The sequence below is a fragment of the Acinetobacter sp. GXMZU3951 genome, from assembly GCF_054457875.1.
Genome location: NZ_JBTLFO010000001.1, coordinates 631,756 through 649,103, shown reverse-complemented (window position 1 = coordinate 649,103; position 17,348 = coordinate 631,756). Strand labels below are relative to the sequence as shown.

Here is a 17,348-nt window from a genome sequence, read left to right as displayed (position 1 = left end):
ACCTTTAACTGTTTTGTTCTTCTTCTAATGCTTTTTCCGCATCTTGTACCAAACTCATAAAGTCACTGAACACAGCATCATCTGCGCTATAACCTTGCTTTTCCCAGACTTTTTGGAACAGTTGTGTTGGCGTAGGTGGCTCAAGCTGTATGGTCTGTGCATTTGAAGCATCTTGTTCTGAGGCTAAATATTGGCGGGAAATCCGCACAAGACGATAACGTCCCTCAGGTAAAGCCTGCTCAAACTGCTGACGTAAATTGGGTGGTGGAGGGGTTAGGCTATGGTACTCAATATCGACATATTCTCGTTGGTCAATATTTTCAATTTCACCAGCGGCTAAACTTTTAAGTTGCTGTAAGACGTCATTCATCTCACCGCGAATACGATGTAAGGCAATACTGCGCGGGATTGGCAATACCTTCAGTTGTAGGCGGGCTGAAGCCTCAAGCTTAGGATCGATCGTGATCTCTAATACCTGATGCTTGTAATTGACTTCACTAAAGGACAGGGGAATAGGAGAGCCACTATAGCGAATATGTTCTTGTCCAACTTTTTGCGGTTTATGCAAATGTCCTAGAGCCACGTAATCAATCACTTCATCAAATAATGCGGTTGAAAGGGCTTCTTCATTGCCTATGATAATCGGGCGTTCTGAATCTGAGGTTTCAGCACCTTGCATGTGGGCATGTGACATCAGAATCAGGGCTTGATCAGGTGTTTTACGGGCTTTGGCTGCTGCAATCAGCTGCTGATGTAAATGTGCAATGGCTTCTTGACTGTCACTGCTCTGTTCATTAATACCTGTAATTTCAGCAGGACGTAAAAAGGGCAGACTCAAGCACCAAGCGACAATTTGTTGCTGTTCATCAACAATCGGAATGAGCAGGCGATTGAGGTCTAGTTGACCTTCGGCATTTTTGTGAATGACTCCAACGGCTTTGGCATTGTATTTCGACAGCAGCGGTTCGACTTGTTCAATGCGATAGCCCGAATCATGATTACCGGCAATCATAAGCGTTTGCATGTGCGGAGCCACCGCATGAGCATCGGCTAAAAACTGGTAGAGCTGCTTTTGTGCGCTCGATGCAGGATTAATGACATCAAAAATATCACCTGCAATGAGCAAGGCATGCGGTTGCTGCATTTTGATTTGATCGATGAGCCACGCAAGGAATTGTTCATGCTCGTACTGACGGGAATGGTTGTAAAAGAATTGCCCCAAATGCCAGTCTGATGTATGAAAAAAGCGAACAGTCATGTGATTTCAAAGTATAAAAATGCCTCGTATAACTTAGCATATTTTGCAGCACTACATGTGCTGTAGACATTCAAAGCGACAGCTTCAGTCGCAAGAAAATACAATTTTAAGCAGCATTTGGATCGAGTTGAACCAAGCCAAAAGTATTGTGATCGGGGTCGAGGAAATAGCCTTGCCAGCATTTATTGGGAATGGCAAATTTAGGCATGGCGACTTGTCCACCTAATTCCAAGATTTTTGCAGCAGTTGTATCAAAGTCCTCAACTTGAATGGAACAGGTAAAGGCATTGGTGCCGCAATGGGTCGGTGGAACAGCGACGGGTCGTTTTAATAAGCCGCCATGCAAATTTGCCGTTTCGATTTGATAATATTCAATCGGCAGGCCTTCCACTTTTGTGAAGCTCCAGCCAAAGATCGCGTGGTAAAATTGAATATCACGTGCAGGATGAGAGGATTGGATTTCAAAATAAACCATTGCTTGCATGGTCGTGATTCCATTTTTATTCTTCTGAAAAATAAAGACCGACGATTCGAGTGATGATGAAATCGTCGGTCAAGAAACGGTGTATGCTTTCAATTTTTAAGCTGCTGTTTTAAAAATTGAACCATAACGCCAAGCTTGTTGCTTTTGGTAGAAGGTCGCCGAAAATATTGTGGATGCCGGTACAAATTGACGGTTTCAAACCTTGTACTCTTATTAACGCGAACAAGTTTGAATTGGTTGACAAGAAAATTAAAAAAAACTGATTTTTTTTTTATAATGGTTTTTTGCCCCTTTTAGAGCTGAGTTGATGATACCCCTCCGTCGATATTTTATTTGGTTTTTTGTCCTGTGCGTTGTGTTTACCTGTATTTGCGGTGTAGTCGCAGCGCTGATGCCGCGAGGCATGGGGGGAATCCTAACCGCTGTACCTTATTTGGTGGCAATGATTTGGGTGTTATTTAAATTCCTGAAACAACAAAAACGTGCTCCGACGCAAAGCGAACGTAAGCGTTTTACGCTCGGCTTTAGCCTGATTTTTTGGGGCTATAATTTGTTAGGCCTACTGGGCGGAATTTATTTCTTTTCACGCAGCAATCCAACCATTTGGCAAGACTTGTTGCTCTATCTGCAACAACCGCAGTTTATGGCCGTGGTCATCATCATGTTCTTATTGATTGCGATCCCCCTGTATGTGCTGACCTATTGGTTTTATGGAGCACAGGCACAACGGATGGCAACAAAAATGTTTGGTTAACCGAGTATGGCTTGTATTTGTGCGGATTCTATTCTATAGATTAAACATCTGACCATGAGATTGTTTTATGTACAAACCAGTGGTGTTGATTACCGGGGCTTCAGGATTCATAGGCTCAAATCTGGTGCCTTATTTATTGGCACGCGATTATCAAGTGATCGGGGTTTCGCGTAAACCGCAAACGCGTAGCCATCCTGATTTAAGCTGGATCCAGCAATTCGAGGAACTACAAAACCCGTCGATTGATTATGTGATTAATTTGGCGGGTGAAAGCATTGCTCAGGGGCGCTGGACCGAGCAGCGCAAACAGAAGCTGATACAAAGCCGTGTTCAAACCACGCAGAAACTCTATCGCTATTTACACAGTCAGCAAATTTTCCCTAAATGCATTCTTTCGGGTTCAGCCGTGGGCTATTACGGCATTGATGCTGCGGAACAATGGCAGCAAGTATGTACTGAAAGCGCACAGGGGCAATCGATCTTTATGTCCCAGTTGTGTCAGCAATGGGAACAGGCGGCTCTCGCGGATTCGACGCAAAACACCAAAATTATGCGTTTAGGTGTGGTATTTGGGCGTGGTGGTGGAATTTTGCCGCAAATGTTATTGCCCATTAAGTGGAATTTGGTCGGGAAAATTGGTCATGGTCGGCAACCTGTGGTCTGGGTGCATATGCAAGATGTGCTTCGTGCTATGGAATTTATTCTTACCCAAAATACTGAACAAAAAATATTTAATGTGGTGGCACCCGAAAAAGTTAGGCAGTGCCAATTTGCGCAAACCGCGGCCTTACTGTTAAAGCGGCATCCTATGTTAAGTTTACCGGCTTGGGTATTTAAAAACTTGCTGGGGGAGCAATCGCAATTGATTTTAAATGGACAGTTTGTACAACCTCAAGCTTTGCAGCAGGCGGGATTCGAGTTTGAATTCCCGACGCTAAAAGAAGCCCTGCAAAATTTGCTTTAAGGGCTTAACACGGTTGCGGCACAACCCTGAAGCATTGAGCAGGAGTATAAGCCTGCGCATCAATGAAGGTCGGCTGTTTTAACATCAGCTGACGTAATAATTGTGCCGATGCTGGTCCCATGCATAAGCCATTTCTAAAATGACCCAGATTGAGCCAGACATTTTTTAGATGTGGCAACTGACCAATATAAGGAATACCTTCAGGTGAACTTGGGCGCAAACCTGCCCATTGTTGTACCACAGGGAACTGGGCTAGCTCTGGCACCATTTCGTAAGCAGCCGCTAAAATATTTTGCTGAATCTGCTCGGACGTTTCGGCATTAAAGCCACAATCCTGCATGCTAGAACCACAGACAATATGACCATCTATGCGCGGAATGAGATACATCACCTGATTCATACACATGGTCGGCAACCAGTGTGCAGGGGCTTGAATCAATGCCATTTGACCTTGGATCGGACGAACAGGAAGTTCTAAACCGAGTTGCTCCGACCATAAACCTGACCACGCGCCCGTGGCAAGCACAAATTGATCGGCATAGATTTTTTGTCCAGCTGCGGTTTCTACATATTGCACTTGGTCATGTTGAACATGAAATTTTTCAATCGGGGTTTGATCGCAAAATTTCACCTTGGGATGCAGTTCTAAGTAGCGTCGAATCGACTGCAACAGGCGCGGATTTCTGATATTGGCAATTTCAGGAAAATAGATGGCGTGCTGGAATTGCTCGGCGATATGCGGATTGACCTGTTCCAAATGCTCACGCTGCAAATATTCGCAATGCTGCATCGGTTCTTGAAACTGGGTTTTATAATTCAGACCGACTTCAAAATCGGCTTCATCGAAAATCAGCATGCCAGTTTCATGGATTTGAAAATCAATGCCGGTAATCGGCTGTAATTTTTCATTCCAAGTTTGATACAGGGCTTTGCCATGCTGGGCCAAGGTATTCACGGCTTGTGGATAACGCCAAGGATACATCGGAGAGAGAATACCGCCACCGGCCCAAGAGGCTTGACCGGCATAAGTCTGGTTATAAATGCTGACTTGGCAACCTTGTTCGACCAGTTCCAAAGCAGACAATAAACCGCTGATGCCTGCACCAATGATGACGATATTCATAAGGATTCGATGTGAATTAGTTCATGGCTTTGAGTTTGCGTGCAGCCTCTTCGGCAAAGTAGGTCCAGATGCCATCAGCACCTGCACGGCGGCAGCTCATGAGGGATTCGATAATCACCTGATCGGATAACCAGCCATTTTGAATCGCACCTGCCAACATGGCATATTCACCACTGACCTGATACACAAAAGTAGGAATACCAAAGGTATCTTTAACTTCACGGACGATGTCTAAATAGGGCATCCCTGGTTTGACAATGACCATATCTGCACCTTCTTGAATATCCAGTGCAATTTCATGTAAAGCTTCGGCACGGTTGCCAATATCCATTTGGTAATTATATTTATTGCCACCTTTCAAGTTGCTGGCAGAACCCACCGCATCACGGAATGGACCATAGAAACTTGAAGCATATTTGGCTGAATACGCCATGATATTGGTATAAATATGACCGTTGGCTTCAAGTGCTTGGCGGATGGCGCCAATACGCCCGTCCATCATGTCACTCGGTGCGACCACATCGGCACCCGCTTCAGCATGACTGAGTGCCTGTTTAATTAAACATTCTACCGTTTCATCATTCAGCACATAGCCTGTGTCATCAATAATGCCATCCTGACCATGCGTAGTATAAGGATCAAGGGCACCATCGGTAATCAACACCATTTCTGGCAATTCTTTTTTGAATAAGCGCACTGTGTTCTGAACTAAACCATCTTCACGCCATGCGGCTTCAGCCGTTAAGCTTTTGTCTTCTTGTGGAGTTACAGGGAACAATGCCAGTTTAGACACACCCAGTTCGAGTAAGGTTTCTGCTTTTTTTAATAACAGGTCTGCCGAGAGACGTTGGACATTCGGCATGCTCGGAATATCTTGGGTTTGATTTTGTCCTGGCAGTACAAATACGGGATAAATCAAATGATCGGTAGTGAGTTGAGTTTCTCGAACCATGGCGCGTAGTTGGTCATTTTTTCGAATACGACGCATACGAGTGGCAGGAAATGCTGGACGATTGAACGTATAAGTCATAACAATCTCACTGATCAGTATTAAACTAGGCAGTATTGTAGACCTATCCCGTAACTTTTGGGGCAAAATGCGGTCGTTTTTTATAAATTTAAGGTGTTCGAGTAAATTATGAGCGATATGGAAAAGAAATGGACGGGGGGCATTCACTTGGGCGCAAAAGTTGATCTTGATCTGGTATTGGAACAGTTGTGTCATACCTTTAACCATTCTCCTTTTTTCTCTCATAATAGTATGACCATGCGCGTGGTGGATCAGCAGATTGAAGGCTATATCGAAATGCAGCCAAACATGATTGGTAATATGGCCTTTCAAATTTTGCATGGCGGTGTTGCAGCAACGCTACTGGATAGCGTCGGCGGGATTGTTGCGATGGGTGAATTGTACAAACGTGCTGAACCTGAGCATTTGCCTGAGACCATTAAAAAAGTGACACGCTTGGCCACCGTAGATATGCGAGTAGATTATTTGTCGCCAGGTCGCGGCAAATTCTTTATTGCTCGTGCAGAAACTTTACGTTTAGGTCGTAAAGGCTGCACCATGCGTATGACTTTGGTTAACGATGAAGATAAAGCCATTGCGACAGCCATCGCGTCTTATGCTTTTTAAAGTAATTGAAAAGTAAAATATTTCTTTGCATGTCATGAATACAAGATGATTGAGAACCCGTCATGATATGGCGGGTTGAATCAATTAATAAACCGATCAGTCTAAAAAATAATTCTCATAATGTGATTTTTTTTATTTAATATTCCTAGCCAAATATGAATTAAAGAAATGACTTTCTCATCGACACAACTCCTGCATTTTAAAAATACTGAAAAAAATGTGGTGATTTGTGGATTTTGTGGTGACCAAGTCTGTCTGGTGTAAGGAATAAACGATGACAGAAGCCTCAACAACTCCATCACAATCGACGCATGCCAATATGCAGGCAAAACGTAAAAAAGCCTTCACGGTGTTTGGACTGATCCTTGTGATTATTGCGGTGGTATATGCGATTTGGGCACTTCTGTTGAATCACTATGTCAGTACCGAAAATGCTTATGTTGGTGCCGAAACGGCATCGATCACCTCAATGGTCAATGGGCAGGTGCAAAAGGTTTTGGTGAAAGATACTCAACAGGTCAAGCAGGGCGATGTGCTGGTACAAATTGATGATCGAGATGCAACAATTGCGGTGGCCGCTGCACAAGCCGAATTAGCCAAAGCCAAGCGTCAATACAAACAAACCCGTGCCAACAGTAGCGCCTTAAATTCGCAAGTCTTTGTGAGTGATGATGGGATTCATAGTGCCGAAGCGCAAGTGCAAAAAGCACAGGTCGATTTAGGCAAAGCAGAAAAAGAATTGCAGCGTCGTCAGCAGCTCAGTGCTTCAGGAGCAATTTCCAAAGAGGAATTAAGCACCGCACAGATTGCCGTCAACAATGCCAAAGCGGGGCTTGCGGTAAACAAAGCGGCTTTGGCTCAGGCCATCTCCAATCAAAAGGCAGCACAAAGTACCCTTGCTGCGAATGAAGCCCTAATTCAAGACAGCGATGAGAATTCGACTCCAGATGTGTTAATTGCAGAAACCAAATTAAAGCAAGCTTTGCTTGATTTGGAACGCACCCAGATTAAAGCCCCCTTAGATGGCGTGGTCACGCGCCGTAATATTCAGGTAGGACAACGCGTTGCACCAGGCACAGTCATGATGATGGTGGTGCCGGTGTCACAACTGTATGTGGATGCCAACTTTAAAGAAAGCCAGCTAGAGAAAGTTCGAGCAGGGCAAAAAGTGACCTTGTCGTCCGATTTATATGGCGATGCGGTGGAATTTCACGGCACAGTACAGGGTTTCTCTGGTGGTACAGGTGCAGCGTTTGCGTTGATTCCTGCCCAGAATGCCACAGGGAACTGGATTAAAGTGGTGCAGCGTTTGCCTGTTCGTATTGCTCTAGATCCGCAAGAGTTGGCAAAACATCCGTTACGTGTCGGCCTGTCGATGGAAGCCAAAATTGATTTACGTTCTGTGAAGTAATTTATCATGAACCCATATCGTCCTTTTGGTGATTTACAAGGTGGCCGCTTGATGCTGGCTGCCTTTGTACTGGCATTGGCAAATTTTATGGTGGTGCTGGATATGACCATCGCCAATGTCTCGGTACCGCATATTACAGGCAGTTTGGCTGTTTCCAGCTCACAGGGCACATGGGTGATTACCTCCTATGCTGTGGCCGAAGCGATTTGTGTCCCCTTAACAGGCTGGTTGGCTGGGCGTTTTGGTACGGTCAGGCTTTTTATTATCAGTTTAATTGGCTTTACCACCTTTTCTGTGTTGTGTGGTCTTTCCACCAGTTTGGAAATGCTGGTGTTCTGCCGGATTGGACAGGGACTGTTTGGCGGTCCAATCATGCCACTCAGCCAAACGCTCCTGATGCGGATTTTCCCACCAGAAAAACAATCGCAAGCGATGGGCATGTGGGCAATGACCACTGTGGTTGGCCCCATTTTAGGACCAATTTTAGGTGGGGCGATTAGTGACAACTGGTCATGGCACTGGATTTTCTTTATCAATATTCCGGTGGGGATTGTGTGTGCCTTGGCGGCGATTCGACTTTTGAAACCCGCTGAAACCGATAAATTCCGACTTCCGATTGATGCGGTTGGTCTAGGCTTGCTGGTGATTTGGATTGGTGCCTTGCAACTCATGCTTGACCTAGGGCATGAAAATGACTGGTTCAATAGCAGCTTTATATGCCTGTTGGCGGTCATTACCATTGTCGGTCTGATTGCGTTTATTATTTGGGAACTGACCGAAGAGCACCCCATCGTCAACATTGCGATTTTTCGATATCGGGGCTTTACCATTGCGGTCTTGTCACTGGCATTTGCCTTTGGCGGCTTCTTTAGCAGTATTGTATTGATTCCGCAATGGGTACAGGTCAATCTGGCGTATACCGCGACATGGGCGGGTTATCTCACCGCGACCATGGGCTTTGGTAGTCTGACCATGTCGCCTGTTGTGGCAAAGCTGTCGACCAAATATGATCAGCGAGCTTTGGCCAGTTTTGGCTTAATGTTGATGGGTGTTGTAACCCTGATGCGGGCTTTCTGGATTACCGATGCTGATTTTATGACCTTGGCGATGCCACAAATCTTACAAGGTTTTGCTGTACCATTTTTCTTTATTCCCTTGTCGAACATTGCCTTAGGCTCAGTCTTAACTCAAGAGATGGCTTCGGCTGCGGGCTTAATGAACTTTTTAAGAACCATGGCAGGCGCCATCGGGGCATCCATAGCCGTGACCATTTGGGATGATCATGCCAAAGTGGCGCGAAGTGAGATGGTCTCTAACTTACATCCGACAGAAGTACAGGCGACTTTATTGCAAAATGGCATGAGCCATGAAACCAGCTTGGGTGTAATTTCAAATCTGGTGGATAAGGAAGCCATGACCATGTCTGTCGATCATGTCTTCCTGATTTTGACCTTGGTGTTTGTGGTGGCCAGTTTAATGATTTGGCTTGCACCAAAACCGAAAACTAAAGTGACTGGACCCAGCCATTAAGTTTAAAAAAACACCGCTATAAGGGCGGTGTTTTTTTAATTTAGATTTCAGATTTGGCCCGTTTCAGTGCAGTTTTCCACTGTTGTAGATGCTGCTGGCGCTGATCTTCAGACATTTGCGGTTCAAAAATACGATCCAGTTGCCAAGATTCAGCAATTTCAGAAACATTGGAAAATACGCCCATCTTCAATCCAGCCATGGCCGCTGCACCCCATGCAGTTGATTCCAGCATTTTGGGACGTAATACAGGGACATTCAGCATGTCGGCTTGGAACTGCATCAGCATATCATTCTGACTGGCCCCTCCATCTACCCTTAACTCTTTGAGCGGTTGAGTGATATCTGCTTGCATGGCATTTAAAACATCAGAGACCTGAAAGGCAATTGACTCCAAGGCTGCACGGGCTATATGGGCTTTGCTGGTACCTCGCGACATACCGCATAGTAAGGCGCGGGCATTGCTGTCCCAATGTGGCGCACCAAGTCCAGTAAAGGCAGGCACTAACACTACACCATCCGAATCTTGTACTTGGCAAGCCAGTTTTTCCACCTCAGAGCTATGATGAATAATGCCCAGCCCATCTCGTAGCCATTGCACAATCGCTCCCGCCATAAATACACTGCCTTCGAGGGCAAAGGTATTGTGTTCTTGGCATTGCCAAGCCAGTGTGGTGAGCAGTTGGTTTTGGCTGTATTGAATTTGATCGCCTGTATTAAACAGCATGAAACAGCCTGTGCCATAAGTATTTTTGGCCGTACCCACCTCAAAACAAGACTGACCAAACAGGGCAGATTGCTGATCTCCTAATATGCCTGCAATCGGGATTTCTGCACCCAATAAGCCTGGAGCGGTATTGGCAATATAGCGGTCAGAGGAAATAATGGTTGGCAGTACAGAGACAGGAATATTAAATAATTCTAATAATTCGTCATCCCACTGTTGTGTGGCCAAATTCATGAGCATGGTACGGGATGCATTACTGGCTTCAATGACATGTTCGGCACCACGGGTCAAGTTCCAGACCAACCAGCTATCAATGGTGCCAAAAGCCACATGACCTTGCTCGGCAAGGGTCCTTAGACCATCGACATTTTCCAATAACCAGACCAGTTTTCCTGCACTAAAATAAGGGTCGATTCTTAGCCCTGTTTTTTTATGAATAGTGGCTAACAGGTTCCGTTTGGCCAGTTGTTCACACCAGTCTATGGCACGGCGGTCTTGCCAGACAATGGCAGGGGCTAGAGGAATACCGGTGCGTTTATCCCAGACGACGGTGGTTTCACGTTGATTGGTCACGCCAATGGCTTGAATGTCTTTGGCAAGCAAATGAGCAGAAGCAATCGCTTGTTGCACGACGGCAATCTGTGTGCTCCAAATTTCTTGAGCATCTTGTTCGACCCAACCTGAGTGTGGGGTGCGAATTTGTGTTTCACGTTGAGCTATTGCGTAAATTTTTCCATGTTCGTCAAAAATTATAGCCCGACTGGAGGTGGTTCCTTGATCAAGTGCAAGTAAATAGCTCATGTTTTTATTTTTTAACTCTTGAAATATGAAAGATTACCGCAATAATGTAATAGAACGCAGTCAGTTCTGTAAATACTGTGAAATTACCTCGTAATTTTCGATATTTATGCTATGATTGTGGCGTACTTTGGGGGTGTTTCTGGCTTCGACGCTGGTGATGAAACTCATAGATGCATGCCGAGAGCGCATTTTCTCTCGTAAATAAAATTTGCATTTTAATAGTCGCAAACGACGAATCATACGCTCTAGCTGCCTAAGGGCAGCTTGTCCGCCTCTCCGAATACTTGTGGTTAGAGAGTCCGACTGAAGCGCACGCACACAAGTCCGTATGAAATCAAGCCTTGGGGTTTCGTACTAAATTAAAAGGATCGCGATTTGTACCCTGTTCGTCGGGTCACAAAGAGTTAAAACAGTAGACGATATCTAAGCATGTAGTATTCTCGAGCGTAGTGCTGGCGGACGCGGGTTCAACTCCCGCCACCTCCACCAAAATTCTTTCTGAAGTAGTCCATCGGAATATAAAAAAGCCTTTAAACTCAATGTTTAAGGGCTTTTTTATTGGCTGTATTGTCCGATACTGTCCTAAGCGATTTGACCCTATTTTTGCTTTGTGTGGGTCAATATTGGGACAATTTGACCCACTAAATAAGTTTATTAAGTGGGACAAAGCTATGTCACTAACTGATGTAATGTGTAAAAAAGCACAGCCTCAAGAAAAACAGTATCGTCTTTCTGATATTAATGGTCTATCTTTGCGAATCGATCCGAATGGGAAAAAATACTGGTCTATTCGATATACAGAAAATGGGCAAAGGAAGTCAAAAGCATTAGGTATATATCCCGAGCTGAGCCTGAAACGCGCAAGAGAGATAGCTCTTGATTTAAAGTATAAACTCAAAAATACGGTCGAGGCGGAAGTGATGCAGCCACATTTTCAAGAGGTTGCAGAAGATTGGTTTAATAATCAAAAAGAAACATGGTCACCTAAACACATTAGCAATGTTCGAGCTTCTTTGGATGAGCTTTACATTGCTCTTGCTAACAAGCCTATTAACCAAATTCAAGCACCTGAGATTTTGCAGATCATCAAAAAGATTGAGGCAAGAGGCTCTCTTGAAGTGGCAAAACGGACTTTATCCCGCTGTGGCATGGTCATGAAGTACGCTATTGCACACGGCTATCGCTACGATAATCCTGCAGGCGATTTGGTCTATGCACTAAAAAATAAGCGTGTGAAAAATTTAGCATCATTACCTGCTTCAGATATGCCTGAATTTCTAAGAAAAGTTAGAGCTTATCCAAGTGATGCTCAGACACATCATGCCATCATTTTAATTATGTTGACTGGTGTTCGAGTCAGTGAGTTACTACAAGCACGTTGGGATGAGTTTGATTTGGAAGGGCGTAAGTGGGATATTCCTGAAGACCGCATGAAGAACCGACTGCCACATCGTGTGCCATTGACGGATATGATGATTGAGGAACTGAAAGCTTTAAGACTTACTCACAATCAGGAACTACTATTTCCACATCGTTTAAATAATAAAGAACCTATGCGTAGTGAGTCGATCTTAGCTGTGATTAAGCGTTCAGGTTATGCAGGACGAATGACTACACATGGTTTTAGATCATTATTTAGTACTGTCGTGAATGAGTCCAATTTATTTAACCCAGATGCCATTGAACGCCAGCTTGCCCATGTCCCTCAAAACAGAATTCGATCAGCCTATAACCGTGCGCAATACTGGGATGAACGTATAAAAATTATGGAGTGGTATGGGGAACAAGTAAGAAATTGGTGTTTTTAATAAGGATGAAATGCATGTGGAGACTCTCTTTGAGTATAAAAGTCTCTACATATTTTGAAAATTTTACAAAATCAAATATACACTTAATATTTACTATTCTCTTTCTCGTTACACATTTCCTTAAGATACATTTGGTGGATGAGTTGCTCCAGAATATCAGATTCAGATAGTTTTTTAAAAGCTGATAGTTTTGCAAGTTCTTCTTTAGATTTTTTAGTTAAAGGTAAGTGATAGTCTTTTTTAACTTTGTTTGAATCTCTAAATTTTTTTTGACTCCATGCTTTATTCATCTTAATTGTCAAAAGTTCATATTCTAAAGGTTTACAAAGGTAAAGGAAGTCTAGATAAGAAGTAATAAATAGCTCTGTATCAGAGCTATTTAATATTTCTCTAAAATCTATTTCTAAAAAGTAACTATAAGGTCTTAAGTACTCCATAGCCCAGATTATGAAATTTTCATCTTTAAATTTAAGAGATGTATTTATTTTTTTTCTGATTAAAGCATTATAATCTTTTTTGGCCTCTAACAATTCATTCATCTTTATATCTTTGGATAAAATATAATATACAAATCTAATGTAGATGTAGTTTTTTGAATAAAAATAAAATCTTGGTTTTTTGTCTGATATCAATAAATTGTCAAGATGGCTTTCATTTTTATATTCTTTTTTGCTTTCTAAATATGATATGAAAAATAAACATAATCTTAAATCCTTTTTAAAATCTGAAAATATTTCATTTTTAATGAAATTTTTTTTATGTTGATAAAATAGTTCAAAATTACGTCTTATTTCGTTTTCATTATTATAGTCTATTAATTCTTTAATAATTAATTCTTTAATCTCATCAAAATTTTTTAGGTTTTCAATATCACTGAATTTGAGTCTAGTATTAGTTCTTGAATTTACTCCTAATAAAATTTCATAGATCCACATTAGATCTTCTTTATGGTATTTCTTTAACTCATTCTCAATTTCGTGTCTTATATCTTTGAATCTTGGCATACAGATCTCAGTGTAGAATTCTACGTAGTATTTTATGAAATATTTACAAGTTAATTTTACACAATTTTTTAAAGAATTTTATATGATTTTATGAAGTGCTAAAGCAGTAAAATAGGGCAATATATCGAAATTTCTGATTTTATAGTAAAATAAAAGGCAATAGCTGTATGAAATAGTCATACAGGAAGTCTCTTTACTTATTGTGAGAAGTCTTTCTCTACAAAAGAACATCAAAATATTGCAATTTCAAAATCAATTGATTTATGGATTACCATACGATTTCTTAGAATAGAGGCTTGGCTAAAATTTAGAATGACTGATGTCTATTTTTATTCTTAAAATTTTAAAACTTGGTTATTGTAATAATGTAATTTTATTAATTTAAATTATAAAAAATGTTGGATAAGTATTGCATTACTTTATTTGGGTTTTATAAGTTTTAATTTGAGTTGGTGTGATATTTTGTTGGGTGAATATTGTATTTTTCTTTAGGGTTATTAATATTATTTATATTTAATCTATTTCCTTAATGGTAAATAATTACAGAAGAGTTCCTTTTATGTTTTAAACCATCAAAAGGGATACTCATGTGTCATACTGTAAATGAATCAAAGATCTTGATTGAAATTGAAAATTTTGTTGAAAATGTCTCTATCAGGAAACGTAAGCCGTGTAATTTTTATAATCAGTTAACAGAACTGCTTGTTCCGTTAAATCAAATTTATAATCCTGATTATTCTTATGTACCTGCAATAGAGGCCATGATCGAGCTGTTGTTGGATTTAGATGAGTATTTATATGATCCTGAATGCTTATATGAGCGCTTAATAAAAATCTCTTTTGAAGATATTCAGCGTGATTTCAAGTGGCATTATCGTAGACATAAACGTCAATTACGTCATCATCGTTATAGTGAGTCAGAAAATACCAAGACGCTTGTTGATCGTATGCAAGAAATCAGCGATAAATATTCACGGATTTTAGTGGTTCGTGTTGATTTAGCTTATCCGCTTAAATTCCAAGATCAGATTGGTATCTTTGAATTTAAGGATGATATGGATGTACTGCGCACTCGACTTCGTGATCAGGATACAGTTTTTAAAAAATTGATTGCATCCGCATGGGCATTAGAACAGGGACAGGACAAAGGCTATCATTGTCATTTGCTCTTGGTTTATAAGGGGGGTGACTATCGCAATGCATATTGGATCGCTAATCGTGTTGGAAAACTTTGGCGTGAGATTACAGAGGACTTAGGTTGTCATTTTAACTGTCATACACCAGCATACCTTAAGCAGTTCTCGGATCGAAACCGTTTAGGCATCGGGATGATTCATCGTAAAGACTCGGATGAAGTCAATAATATGTTGAATACCGTGAAGTATCTGGTACGACCTGAAAAAGAATCGCAGCATTTAAGAGTGAAAACTAAAAAGCGTATGCGGACGTTCAGCTAACAGAAAATAATACAGGCATACATCATCCACATGAAGATCATGGTTCAAATGATCAAGGGCTTATGAATATAGGCCCTTTTTTACTTTTCATTGGAGATATAAATGATGCTTAAGCATTGTCCTTATTGTCAGTCTACTCGCGTACATCGTATGTTTATCTCTCACCCCAAAGAGCCTTCATCTCAGTTGAATACTCAACCTTTGTTCACTGCTCAATTTGGGCTAGGTACACAAGTGTTTAAACAACTCTGTAAAAGACCACCTTTTGCACCATGGTGGTTGGGACTGACTGAAATATTACTAAAGGGGATGTATTTATATTGGATGGAAACGCAACGGGTTCATTCTGATTCGGGAATTGCCATTGGGTTTTACTGCGAACAATGCCAACGTAGCTTTAATCATTAAGCAAGTAGGTTCATCTTCTGGACAAATAGGTCGTGATTTCTCATCGACCTATCTAGGAGCTAAGTAAAGTTATTGTGAGTGGTAAAGCAACCAACTTCTTTTTTAACCCAGACTTCATCAAAGAGCGATGTTAACTTACTTACAGCCATGATTCGCTGCTACAGCGTCTTGAGTGAACGAGAATCCATTGATTGGTAAATTGGAAATTGTCTTAACATCATAAGCATCGCCCGTTGTTTCAAGAACAATATTGAGTTTATTTTTTACCGTAGTCTTAGGTGTCATGGTATAGGTTGAACTTTGGCGACCTTCATCAAAATTGAAACAAGCGTGTTTAAATTTGCTCGTTGCTGTTTTGATGGTGTCTTTACCTAGATAAACCGTTTTGCCTTCGATATTAATGAAATTTTTGCTTGGTGTGGTATTCAGCTGATTGACGCTGAACTGGGCTAAACCTTGCTTACTATAGTTAGCATAAAGGCTTAGATTTCCAATGCTCCAGTTGCTGAATTGCGCTGTTCCTGATTCAGGTTGACCAAATTTCTGAATGAGTGTTGAGCGCGTATCACTCATGGTTACGGTTTTTCCATTAATGCTCATGTGATCAGCAGCAAAAACAGAAGTTGTAAAAGTTGTGAGTAATATAGCAATGATATGTTTATTCATGATGTTTCTCATTTTAAAGGTATTTCATTATTTGGAACGTAAGGCGAGACTGCCGATAATCAACAGAAGCAAAATGCCACCGATCAATTTCCCCACCGACGGGAACATGACAGCAGGCCAAATGACACCTTGCCCTAAGTGATAGGCAAATGACTTATAGCTGTATTGCCCCCAAATAGATTGATAGAGCGTGAAGAGCAGACCAATGATGAAGTATCCACGGATCAACCAAGTCTTAATGGATGGATTCATTTATTTTCCCCAAATGCAAATTGAGCCAGTAAACAAAACAGCCCAAATACAATCATCATTGCAATAAAGGGCAGACCTAAAAAACAGACGACTGCGATGATGCAGATGATGCCAGCGAGTGTTCTCATGACTTACTCCTTCATACATTGCAAACCACTTTGGAGTAGGTCGTATTGAAAGGCTTCACTTTGGTGAAGTGTATAAAGATTGTTCTTGAGTTCGTTTTCACCATATTTACTTTCAAGCTTCTTATATGCGCATTTACAGGCAGAACGTTCCATTCCTGTGGATTGGCAACCACTGATAAATTGCCGTTCGGATTTACTGGCACAACCTGAGAATAAGAGTGCTGAGAAAGTGATGGATGTAATGAGTAACGAGGTTTTCATTTGTTCCCCCAAATTTATTGTTCTGTTTTGAAATAGATCGATTCAGCCGATTGCATAAAGAAAAGGCGAGCGTAGACCATCCAAAGGACGGAACCGCCTTTAGCGCAAATTAAGCTGAAATAGGATCTATAAATTTAGGCCGAGGACCAAGGGATGGTATTCAAAGGCTTTAGGGAAAATAAAAGTGAGAGGTACTGCTTAGTCATGGTTATGACTCCTTTGGGTATAAAGAAGTTTCACCACATCACTGTCAAATAATGGTGGCGAAACGAAAGAGGGTTGACAGACTGATACCCAAAAAGATCAGCACACCCGAAGGTGTCCCCCTCCCGTTCCGCCGCAGAGGGGGAGACGCAGGGTCGCCCACCAAAAAGATAAACTTTTTAGTGTGCTTTGGGTAAGCGGTCTGTCAAAACCAACTGGCAATGTAGGCCAGCCCCCAAATCATAATCTTAGAGTTTAAAGGGGTCAATGATTGGCCGTAGATTTCGATTAAAAGATGTCAAAACTCATGTACATGAATTAAATAAATTTCAGATATATAACATCCACATGAATCTCCATCTTACTTTACAAGTGAAATGGATTAACCCTTTGGCCTGCTCCCTCAGCAGGCTTTTTTTATGCTCCAAAATTTAGTTCTAAGAATGTTCAGCATTCATTTGATTTAAAGGAAAAC

Annotated in this window: 18 protein-coding genes and 1 other RNA gene; 9 read left to right on the top strand and 10 right to left on the bottom strand. The window is 41.7% G+C overall.

The features are described from left to right. Window positions 1-4: 4 nt before the first annotated feature. Window positions 5-1,258: an exonuclease SbcCD subunit D C-terminal domain-containing protein gene (locus ACX17N_RS03015; RefSeq protein WP_458891073.1), complete on the bottom strand. Its 1,254-nt coding sequence runs from the start codon at window positions 1,256-1,258 to the stop codon at window positions 5-7. 106 nt (window positions 1,259-1,364) lie between these two features. Continuing rightward, window positions 1,365-1,742 carry a VOC family protein gene (locus ACX17N_RS03010; RefSeq protein ID WP_458891072.1) on the bottom strand — a complete coding sequence of 126 codons (378 nt, stop codon included), beginning with the start codon at window positions 1,740-1,742 and terminating at the stop codon, window positions 1,365-1,367. Window positions 1,743-2,049: 307 nt separating this feature from the next. Between ACX17N_RS03010 and ACX17N_RS03005 the strand changes: the two genes are divergently transcribed. Next, window positions 2,050-2,496 carry an ABZJ_00895 family protein gene (locus ACX17N_RS03005; RefSeq protein ID WP_458891129.1) on the top strand — a complete coding sequence of 149 codons (447 nt, stop codon included), beginning with the start codon at window positions 2,050-2,052 and terminating at the stop codon, window positions 2,494-2,496. 67 nt (window positions 2,497-2,563) lie between these two features. After that, window positions 2,564-3,460 (top strand): TIGR01777 family oxidoreductase, encoded by an 897-nt coding sequence (locus ACX17N_RS03000; protein WP_458891071.1) that lies wholly within the window; start codon window positions 2,564-2,566, stop codon window positions 3,458-3,460. 4 nt (window positions 3,461-3,464) lie between these two features. Here ACX17N_RS03000 and ACX17N_RS02995 read toward each other — a convergent pair whose 3' ends face one another. Then, window positions 3,465-4,583, bottom strand: coding sequence for an NAD(P)/FAD-dependent oxidoreductase (locus tag ACX17N_RS02995; protein ID WP_458891070.1), 1,119 nt, complete (start codon window positions 4,581-4,583; stop codon window positions 3,465-3,467). 16 nt (window positions 4,584-4,599) lie between these two features. Next, window positions 4,600-5,613 (bottom strand): porphobilinogen synthase, encoded by a 1,014-nt coding sequence (gene hemB, locus ACX17N_RS02990; protein WP_458891069.1) that lies wholly within the window; start codon window positions 5,611-5,613, stop codon window positions 4,600-4,602. 108 nt (window positions 5,614-5,721) lie between these two features. Here hemB and ACX17N_RS02985 point away from each other — a divergent pair, with 108 nt between their 5' ends. From ACX17N_RS02985 to ACX17N_RS02975, 3 genes are all read left to right on the top strand, one after another. Continuing rightward, entirely contained in the window at window positions 5,722-6,219 is a 498-nt protein-coding gene (locus ACX17N_RS02985) for a thioesterase family protein (RefSeq protein ID WP_458891068.1), read from the top strand. A 274-nt stretch (window positions 6,220-6,493) separates the two neighbouring features. Further along, window positions 6,494-7,630, top strand: a complete 1,137-nt coding sequence (locus ACX17N_RS02980; protein WP_458891067.1) for an HlyD family secretion protein — start codon at window positions 6,494-6,496, stop codon at window positions 7,628-7,630. 6 nt (window positions 7,631-7,636) lie between these two features. Further along, window positions 7,637-9,160 (top strand): DHA2 family efflux MFS transporter permease subunit, encoded by a 1,524-nt coding sequence (locus ACX17N_RS02975; RefSeq protein WP_458891066.1) that lies wholly within the window; start codon window positions 7,637-7,639, stop codon window positions 9,158-9,160. A gap of 40 nt (window positions 9,161-9,200) precedes the next feature. On the opposite strand, the gene glpK is transcribed toward ACX17N_RS02975, so the two are convergent. After that, window positions 9,201-10,685: a glycerol kinase GlpK gene (glpK, locus tag ACX17N_RS02970; RefSeq protein ID WP_458891065.1), complete on the bottom strand. Its 1,485-nt coding sequence runs from the start codon at window positions 10,683-10,685 to the stop codon at window positions 9,201-9,203. Between the two features lie 129 nt (window positions 10,686-10,814). Here glpK and ssrA point away from each other — a divergent pair. Together ssrA and ACX17N_RS02960 are read left to right on the top strand one after the other, a co-directional pair. Then, window positions 10,815-11,174, top strand: a transfer-messenger RNA (tmRNA) gene (gene ssrA / locus ACX17N_RS02965). Between the two features lie 182 nt (window positions 11,175-11,356). Continuing rightward, a complete protein-coding gene (locus ACX17N_RS02960; protein ID WP_458891064.1) occupies window positions 11,357-12,493 on the top strand; it encodes a tyrosine-type recombinase/integrase in 1,137 nt (378 codons plus the stop codon). An 83-nt stretch (window positions 12,494-12,576) separates the two neighbouring features. Here ACX17N_RS02960 and ACX17N_RS02955 read toward each other — a convergent pair whose 3' ends face one another. Then, a complete protein-coding gene (locus tag ACX17N_RS02955; protein ID WP_458891063.1) occupies window positions 12,577-13,497 on the bottom strand; it encodes a hypothetical protein in 921 nt (306 codons plus the stop codon). A 587-nt stretch (window positions 13,498-14,084) separates the two neighbouring features. On the opposite strand from ACX17N_RS02955, the gene ACX17N_RS02950 reads away from it, so the two are divergent. Then, window positions 14,085-14,954 carry a YagK/YfjJ domain-containing protein gene (locus ACX17N_RS02950; RefSeq protein ID WP_458891062.1) on the top strand — a complete coding sequence of 290 codons (870 nt, stop codon included), beginning with the start codon at window positions 14,085-14,087 and terminating at the stop codon, window positions 14,952-14,954. A gap of 102 nt (window positions 14,955-15,056) precedes the next feature. Then, the gene (locus tag ACX17N_RS02945) at window positions 15,057-15,362 is read left to right on the top strand and encodes a hypothetical protein (RefSeq protein WP_458891061.1); all 306 of its coding nucleotides are present in this window, start codon (window positions 15,057-15,059) and stop codon (window positions 15,360-15,362) included. 135 nt (window positions 15,363-15,497) lie between these two features. Here ACX17N_RS02945 and ACX17N_RS02940 read toward each other — a convergent pair whose 3' ends face one another. Genes ACX17N_RS02940 through ACX17N_RS02925 form a run of 4 tightly spaced genes read right to left on the bottom strand, consistent with a single transcriptional unit; the run spans window position 15,498 to window position 16,669 of the window. Next, window positions 15,498-16,028, bottom strand: coding sequence for a hypothetical protein (locus ACX17N_RS02940; protein ID WP_458891060.1), 531 nt, complete (start codon window positions 16,026-16,028; stop codon window positions 15,498-15,500). Between the two features lie 27 nt (window positions 16,029-16,055). Beyond that, the gene (locus tag ACX17N_RS02935) at window positions 16,056-16,280 is read right to left on the bottom strand and encodes a hypothetical protein (protein ID WP_458891059.1); all 225 of its coding nucleotides are present in this window, start codon (window positions 16,278-16,280) and stop codon (window positions 16,056-16,058) included. Continuing rightward, window positions 16,277-16,408, bottom strand: coding sequence for a hypothetical protein (locus ACX17N_RS02930; RefSeq protein ID WP_458891058.1), 132 nt, complete (start codon window positions 16,406-16,408; stop codon window positions 16,277-16,279). The genes ACX17N_RS02935 and ACX17N_RS02930 overlap by 4 nt, the downstream gene beginning before the upstream one ends. 3 nt (window positions 16,409-16,411) lie before the next feature. Beyond that, window positions 16,412-16,669, bottom strand: a complete 258-nt coding sequence (locus ACX17N_RS02925) for a hypothetical protein (RefSeq protein ID WP_458891057.1) — start codon at window positions 16,667-16,669, stop codon at window positions 16,412-16,414. Window positions 16,670-17,348: the final 679 nt, after the last annotated feature.